The sequence below is a fragment of the Mesorhizobium sp. M7A.F.Ca.CA.004.12.1.1 genome (assembly GCF_003997835.1).
Classification (GTDB): domain Bacteria; phylum Pseudomonadota; class Alphaproteobacteria; order Rhizobiales; family Rhizobiaceae; genus Mesorhizobium.
Window position 1 is genome coordinate 1 of the sequence record NZ_RZRK01000234.1, and the last position, 7,902, is coordinate 7,902.

General features: G+C 62.3%; 5 protein-coding genes and 3 pseudogenes. 5 read left to right on the forward strand and 3 right to left on the reverse strand.

What is annotated here, in order from left to right; genetic code table 11:
* Together EN984_RS14490 and EN984_RS14495 are read left to right on the forward strand one after the other, a co-directional pair.
* A pseudogene (locus EN984_RS14490) lies at positions 1–278 on the forward strand (UTP--glucose-1-phosphate uridylyltransferase); the annotation flags it as partial.
* A 225-nt stretch (positions 279–503) separates the two neighbouring features.
* On the forward strand, positions 504–2,891 hold the full coding sequence (locus EN984_RS14495) for a polysaccharide biosynthesis tyrosine autokinase (RefSeq protein WP_127272247.1): 2,388 nt from the start codon (positions 504–506) through the stop codon (positions 2,889–2,891).
* 76 nt (positions 2,892–2,967) lie between these two features.
* Here the strand turns inward: EN984_RS14495 and EN984_RS14500 are convergent, their stop codons facing one another.
* The 3 genes from EN984_RS14500 to EN984_RS14510 form a co-directional block, all read right to left on the reverse strand.
* Entirely contained in the window at positions 2,968–3,726 is a 759-nt protein-coding gene (locus EN984_RS14500; protein WP_127269154.1) for a metallophosphoesterase family protein, read from the reverse strand.
* A gap of 247 nt (positions 3,727–3,973) precedes the next feature.
* Positions 3,974–5,056, reverse strand: coding sequence for an acyltransferase (locus EN984_RS14505; protein ID WP_127269155.1), 1,083 nt, complete (start codon positions 5,054–5,056; stop codon positions 3,974–3,976).
* A 113-nt stretch (positions 5,057–5,169) separates the two neighbouring features.
* Positions 5,170–7,077, reverse strand: coding sequence for a propionyl-CoA synthetase (locus EN984_RS14510; protein WP_127269156.1), 1,908 nt, complete (start codon positions 7,075–7,077; stop codon positions 5,170–5,172).
* A 143-nt stretch (positions 7,078–7,220) separates the two neighbouring features.
* On the opposite strand from EN984_RS14510, the gene EN984_RS38755 reads away from it, so the two are divergent.
* The 3 genes and pseudogenes from EN984_RS38755 to EN984_RS38765 all read left to right on the forward strand — a co-directional run.
* Positions 7,221–7,424: a hypothetical protein gene (locus EN984_RS38755; RefSeq protein ID WP_236383301.1), complete on the forward strand. Its 204-nt coding sequence runs from the start codon at positions 7,221–7,223 to the stop codon at positions 7,422–7,424.
* A 5-nt stretch (positions 7,425–7,429) separates the two neighbouring features.
* A pseudogene (locus tag EN984_RS38760) lies at positions 7,430–7,579 on the forward strand (hypothetical protein); the annotation flags it as partial.
* A 42-nt stretch (positions 7,580–7,621) separates the two neighbouring features.
* Positions 7,622–7,902, forward strand: a pseudogene (locus EN984_RS38765) (hypothetical protein); the annotation flags it as partial.

The window sequence follows — 7,902 nt, forward strand, 5'->3', positions numbered from 1 at the left end:
GCTACATCCTGCAGCCCGAGATTTTCGCGCTTCTGGGCAATCAGCAGCGCGGCGCCGGCAACGAGATTCAATTGACGGACGCCATGGTTCGTCTGTCGAAGGATCAGTCGTTCTTCGCCCAGCCTTTTAAGGGTCGCATGTTCGACTGCGGTTCCAAGGAAGGGTTCATCCAGGCCAACATCGCCTTCGCGCTGGCGCGCGACGACATGAAGGGTCCGGTTTTCGAGATGCTTCAGGAGTTCGTCCGGTCGCATGAACGCCAGGAAGAAGCCGCATAATGCCCATCTTTCGGGAGCATGGTCAGATGGCCGGCGAAGAGGGGCCGGCAGGTTCTCGCCGTCTGGCACGACGCTTGCTTCGCTTCTGGCGATGCTCCCGATCTTCGAGGCGCCTGCAAGCCAAGGCATGATCCCGGAAAGTGGGTCCCGGTTTCCGGAAAAGATCATGTTGAAACAGTGAGATAGAGTCCATTGCGATGGACCGGCTCTAGAATTGGACCGAAGATGAATTATGCCAACTTTCCTCTCGACAAGAGGATGCCATTGCCGAATTCGGACGCAGGAGACGGCGAAGACTTCATCGATATCGAGCGGCTGCTTGGCATGGCCGCACGGCAGGCCAAGGTGGTTGCCGTGTGTGCCGTCATCGGTCTCTTCCTGGGCTTGCTCTATTTGCAGACGACGCCGCCTAAATATCAGTCGGTCGCCAGCGTGCTGATCGATGAGGGCTTGAACAAAATCGTCGACGACATTTCGGCGACGTCGACAACCATGCAGACCGATTCGGCGATCCTGAGCCAGATCGAGATCCTGACCTCGACGCGGCTTGCCGCCGTGGTCGTCGACAAGCTGAAGCTCGACCAGAACGACACATTCATGAATCCGCCCCAGTCGGCGCTTGCCCAAGGCATAGGCCTCATCCGCGGCCTGATCCAGTATGTCCGCCCCAGCTCTTCCATGCCGGGTGGCACTGACTTCAGCAAGCTCGACCCGGCCGCCCGCGATGCGCTGATCGCCACGTCGCGCCGCGACTACGCGATCCTCAAGCTGCAGAGCGAGGTGCGGGCAACGCGCATCGGGCGAAGCTACGTCATCGCGCTCGGCTATCAGGCGACGGACCCGGCCTTGGCAAACGCCATCACCAAGGCCTACGCCGATGCCTATCTCGCCGATCAGCTCGATGCCAGCTTCGATGCCACCGAGCGGGCTGCGGTCTGGCTCCAGGGCCGGTTGACGGAGCTGCGCCAGAGCTCGCAGGCAGCTTCGCTTGCGGTTGAGAAATTCAGGGCCGAACACGGGCTGGCCGCCAACAGCGACGGCCAGCTGATGAGCGACAAGCAGCTTTCCGACCTCAACGCCCAGCTTATCGTGGCGCAGGCCGACACCGCGCGCGCCAGCGCCCGCTACCAGCAGTACAAAGCCATTGTCGACAGCGGCTCCGAAAACGCCTTCAAGGATGCCGCCATATCGAGCGACCAGCCGAGCAGCTCGGTCATATCGGCGCTCAAGACCCGCTATCTCACGGTGGCCAAGCGTCTGCAGGACGTCGAGGCGAATTTCGGCCCCGAGCACCCGCAGGCGGTGGCTCTCTCCAAGGAGAAGGCCGACATATCGACGCAGATTTTCGGCGAGCTGAAGCAGCTGACCGAAAGCTATCGCAACGAATATGAGGTGGCGCAGGCACGCGAGACCGCGCTCAGGGCCAACGTCGCGGCCGCACAGGGCAAGAGTTCCGTCGACAACCAGACGCAAGTCAAGCTGCGTGAACTCGATCAGCAGGCGACGGCGCTCACCACGCTCTACCAGACATTCCTCGGCCGCTATGAGGAAGCCGCGCAACAGCAATCCTTCCCTGTCGGCAAGATCCGCATCATCTCCGACGCTTCGATGCCGATGGCGGCCTCGAGCCCGCGCACAATCGTCGTGCTCGGGCTTTCGCTGGTGCTTGGCCTGCTGATGGGCGCCGGCTTTGGTGGCCTGAACGAGTTCAACGAACGCTTCTTCAGGACCGGCGAGGACGTGCGCGACCGCGTCAACCTGAAATTCCTCGGCTATCTCCCCACGATCGGCGGCAAGCTCGGCAAGGAAGAAAAGCCGGGCGAGACCCAGGTAGACGCCAAGACCACCCAATCGCTGTCGGCGGCCGAAAGGCGGGCGCGCATGCGGGTCAGCATCGATTCTCCAGCCTCGATGTTCTCCGAAACGCTGCGAAGCGCCAAGATCGCCTTCGACGTCGTGATGGAAGGGCAAGGCAGCCGCGTCATCGGCGTCATCTCGGTGCTTCCCGGCGAAGGCAAGTCGACGGTCGCGGCAAATCTCGCCGGCTTGCTCGCCGCCAATGGCTCCAAGACGCTGCTGATCGACGGCGACTTGCGCAATCCCGGCCTCAGCCGGGGCCTTGGCATGGAAACCGAGCAGGGCTTGATGGAAGCGGTGGTCAGTGGCCAGACCTGGCAGTCCGTCGGCAAGATCGACAGGCAGACGAAGCTGGCGATCATCCCGGCGGTGCTGCGCGGTCATTTCTCGCATACCAGCGAACTTCTCTCCTCGGCCGGCATGCGACGCTTCATCGAGAACGCCAAGGAGACGTTCGAATACATCGTCGTCGATCTGCCGCCGCTCGGACCGGTGGTCGACGCCAAGGCCTTCGCGCCGTTGGTCGACGGTTTTGTACTGGTCACCGAGTGGGGGCGCACCCCACGCGCGATGGTCAGGTCGATGCTGGAATCCGAACCCTATGTCGCCAACAAGATCGTCGGCGCGGTGCTGAACAAGGTCGATTTGAAGAAACTGGCCAAATACGGATCGTTCGGCGGGTCGGAAAAATTCTTTGATAAATATTCGAGCTACTATCTGGAAAAGTCGGAAGTGCGCGGCAAGGCGCCGGTGTGACGTCGACCGTTGCGCGAGTGGACCCTCTCTGAAGTGTATCGATCTTCAGGTCAGCACACCTGAATATCGATGCGCGTCAGGAGAAGATCAGCCTGCCTTGCTTGTCGGCGATCCTGACGGCGGTCAGGCGTCCGCTCTGGAAGGCGGCTGTGTCGATGCCGAGCCGGCGCCCTTCGAGCTTCGGGACGTCCACCGGAGTATGCCCGTGCACCACCCAGCGGTCGAGCAGGTGCGTTGCCTCGAAGAAGTCCGAACGGATGTTGGCCAGGTCGTGGTCGGTTTGCGCCGCAAGGTCGACGCCGGGCCTGATGCCGGCGTGGACGAACACGAACTTCCGCGAACGGACCATGATCGGCAGCCCGCGCAGGAAGCTGACGTGATCGTCTGGAATGATCTCCCTTATGCGTCGGTCGATCTGCGCGCTGCTCCCGTAGAGGCTGGCGAGGCGCGCCGGATCGATGCCATAGGAAAACAGGGTTTGCAGGCCGCCCGTCGCCAGCCAGGGCTTGCGGGACAGATTTCCGTCGAGATAGTTCAGCATCGCCACTTCGTGGTTGCCGGCAAGACAAATGCGCTGAAACCCTTTCGGCGGCGGCGCCACGAGGTGATCCAGCACCCGGGCCGACTGAAGCCCCCGGTCGATGTAGTCGCCAAGCATGACGATGATCTTGCGGCTCTGGAAGCGCAGCGAATCGAGCAGGATCTTCTGCTCCAGGGCACGGAGTTCCTTGTAGCAGCCATGCACGTCACCGATCGCATAGACGACGGCGTCCTGCATGTCGATATCGAGGCGCGCACGCGCCGCGATCCGGGGTTTTCGCTGGAACAGGGTCACGTGCGGGGCGTCTCGAGGCAAGCTCTCATACGGAAGGCATAAGTGCCTGTTATCATGCCCGAAACGGAGAATTCCGCAATCGTGGAAAATGCAGCCCCGCCGGGTCGGGACCGCAAATGCATGTTGCTCAGAAATGAGCTCGGTTTTGGGAGAACGATCTGTGGAAACAAAGGCCTGAAGCGGGCCTGAATCCGCTCAGGCGCGACATGCTTTAGGTCGGCAGCCGGCCCGGTCTGCCGGATCGTCGTCAGGCTGCCTTGAGCCGATAGCGGAAAACGGTGTGGTCGAGCAGCAGCCGGATGCGTGGTTCGGCCTCGATCGCCACCAGCCAGCTTGCCGCGATCATCGTCGCGCCGACGACCGCCATCGAGAACAGATGTGGCAGACCGGCGCGAACCAGGATGCCGAGCAGGGCCGCGCCGACGACATCGTGCAGCAGGTAGAGCGGGTAGGTCATCAGCCCGATCCGGCGCCAGCCGCTCCAAGAGAGGTTGAGCCGCAGAGACCATGCCATCAGCGCGATGCCAATGAGGAAGATGAGGATCGGCGGCGCGAACGGCATATCCCGCCCGACCTTCAGGATATGAACGTCGACCGAACTGGCGATCTGCAGCACACCACCGGCCAGGAACAGGGCGCAGAAGGCAAGTCGGGCGCCTGTCACCGCCTTGAAGCGCATCAGCCACAGCATGACGCCGGTGGCGAAGAAAACGCCGTGATGCACCAGCAGCAGGTCGAGTGTGCGTGTTTCGGCAAGATCGGCCCAGCCGAGCGGGTAGTAGAGGCACCAGAACAACGTGCTGACCAAGCCGATGGCGACGGCCACAATCTCCATCAGATGGAAGCGGCCAAAGCTGAGCAGGATCCAGACGATGGCATAGAAGGCGATCTCGATGCCCAGCGTCCAGTAGACGCTGTCCACCCAAGGCGCGTACGGAACGAACAGGCCGGTGCGTAGGAGCCTGATGACGGCATCGGTCGGCCAACTGAGGCCGACAAGCAGCAGCACCACCGCGGTGACCGGGGCGCAGATCCAAACCGCCGGCGCCAGCCGTTTCACCCTTGCTTCGAAAAACTGCAGGGGTGTCGACCTTTCGGCGCTGAAGGCGATGACGAAACCGCTGATGACGAAGAAGATCTGGACGCCGACCCAGCCGGATTCGACCCAGGCGCCTATTGCCGGCTGCGGGGGAACGCCGCCCGTGGCGCGCGCCGAAACACCGTCCGGATACGCCCACACCCAGAAGCCATAGTGGTAGACCATGACCATGACGGCGGCGAGAAAGCGCAGGATGTCTACGCCACCAAATGTAATCTTCTGCTGAGCCATGCGACCTTTGTCGATGTCCCCCCGCGAACGACTTTAGGGTGCATTGCTGCGTCGCACAATAAAAGTATTGCTTGCCGATCGAAAAGGTCGTCCGCGGCCCACCCTTCAGTGGCTCAAAGTCCGATTCCGCGTTCCTTCAGGGCCTTGGTGATCTCGTCGAGGACGACCGGATCGTCGATCGTCGCCGGCATGGTCCATTCTTCCTTGTCGGCGATCTTCTGCATGGTGCCGCGCAGGATCTTGCCCGAACGCGTCTTGGGCAGGCGCTTGATCGTCACCACCGTCTTGAAGGCGGCGACCGGGCCAATGCGTTCGCGCACCAGACCGACCACCTCGTTCTCGATAGAGCCGATATCGCGGGTCACACCCGCATTCAACACCACGAAGCCCAGCGGAACCTGGCCTTTCATGGCGTCGGCAATGCCGATCACCGCGCATTCGGCGACATCGGGATGGGCCGAAAGCACCTCTTCCATGGCGCCGGTCGACAGCCGGTGGCCGGCGACGTTGATGATGTCATCGGTGCGAGCCATGACGTAGAGATAGCCGTCCTCGTCGACCATGCCGGCATCCGCCGTCTTGTAGAAGCCGGGGAACTCGTCGAGATAGGCCTGGCGGAACCGTTGATCGGCATTCCACAGCGTCGGCAGGCAGCCGGCCGGCAGCGGCAGTTTGATCACCACATTGCCCAGCGTGCCCCGCTGCACCTCATGGCCAGCATCGTCGAGCACGCGGATGTCGTAGCCGGGCATCGGCACGCCGGGCGAGCCGTATTTCACCGGCAGCAGGCCAAGGCCGGCGGGATTGATCGTCATCGGCGAGCCGGTCTCGGTCTGCCACCAATGGTCGACCACAGGCACATTCAGCTTCTGCTCCGCCCATTTGATGGTTTCCGGGTCGGCGCGCTCGCCGGCAAGAAACAGCGTGCGGAACTTCGAGAGGTCGTATTTCGCAATGAACTCGCCCTTCGGGTCCTGCCCCTTGATGGCGCGGAACGCGGTCGGTGCGGTGAAAAGGGCTACGACACCATGCTCCGCTATCACCCGCCAGTAGGTGCCGGCATCGGGCGTGCCCACAGGCTTGCCTTCGAACAGGATGCTTGTGCAGCCATGCAGCAGCGGTCCGTAGACGATGTAGGAATGGCCGACCACCCAGCCGACATCGGACGCCGCCCAGAACACCTCGCCCGGCTTGACGCCGAACTCGTTTTCCATCGTCCATTTCAGCGCGACCATATGGCCGCCATTGTCGCGCACGATGCCCTTGGGCTGGCCGGTCGTGCCCGATGTGTAGATGATGTAGAGCGGATCGGTGGCCAGCACCGGCACGCAATCGACATTGGCGCCCGCTGCCCGTTCGCGGGCGACGGCATCGGCGTAGTCGATGTCGAAATGCTCCTTCAGCTCGCAGCGCAATTGGTCGCGCTGCAGGATCAGGCAGGCGTCCGGCTTGTGGCGGGAAATCTCTATCGCCTTGTCGAGCAACGGCTTGTAGGCGACGACGCGGCCTGGCTCCAGGCCGCAGGATGCCGAAATGATCAGCTTCGGCCTGGCGTCGTCGATGCGGGTGGCAAGCTCATGCGAGGCAAAGCCGCCGAAGACCACCGAATGCACGGCGCCGATGCGGGCACAGGCCAGCATGGCGATGGCCGCCTCGGCCACCATCGGCATGTAGATGATGACGCGGTCACCCTTACGAATACCACGGTTCTTCAGCACCGAGGTGAGTGCAACCACCTCGCGCTTCAACTCGGCATAGGTGAACTTCCTGATCGTTCCTGTGATCGCGCTGTCATGGATCAGCGCGATCTGGTCGGCGCGCCCGCCCGCGACATGGCGGTCGATGGCGTTGTAGCAGGTGTTGCAGGTGGCGCCGGTGAACCAGCGGCCATAGACGCCAGCCGTGGCGTCGAACACCTTGTCCCAGGGCGAATACCAGTCGATGGCGCCGGCTGCGTCCGCCCAGAAGCGTTCCGGGTCGCGTTTCCAGCCTTCATAGACCTCGTGATAGCGTGAAGCCATCCATACCTCCCCAGGAATGATTTTCTTCCCTCCAGATAGCGCGCTCTACCCTTGGCCGCAAATGCACGCCATTGTACGGCCGATATCGACCTGGCGCTTGGGGGCAAGCAGCTATGAAATTGCGATTCCAGATTGGAGTGGGGATGTTTGCTGCTGTGCGGATCATCGGGCGCCTTGCGCTCCCATTGGTCATGGGTGTCGTGCTCGCGATCTCCGCTGGAACCGCTCAGGCTGGCGATGCCGCGGCACGGCACATCATCGGCTTTTCGCCGGATGGCGCTTATTTCGCCTTCGAGCAATATGAACGCTCGACGCCGGCGCCTCGGACTCTGGCTGGTCGCAGATAGACATCATCGATACCCGCACGGATCAGCTCGTTGGCGGTAAGCCGATCCTCGTCGTCGACGAGACGGAGGAGGCGACACTGACGCTGGAGCAGGCGAGGGCGCAGGCCGCCGCTCAGGCGGCGCCCATTCTCGCCCAATATGCCATCACATCCCCAGCCGAGCAGGCGGCTTCCGACAAGTTCACCTTTCCGGGCGAAATGGTTGCCTACAACGACATTTCTCACCTCGAGCAGGTGTCGCAGAAATGGCTGGCGCCGCTCCATGGCGAAACAGGCATTTCGACCATCCAGCTCGACGAAATCCTGGCGGCCAGCACGAGCGATTGTTCGGCGAGTTTCGATGTGACGCGGCAAGGCGACCAGCTACTTCAAGAGGAAAAGCCACTTCAGGGTGAGAAGGCGGGCAAGGCCCTCGGCTTCCGGCTGACGCTGCAAGGCCAGGATGGCAAGCCGTTCAAAATCCTGCACGAGGACAAGAC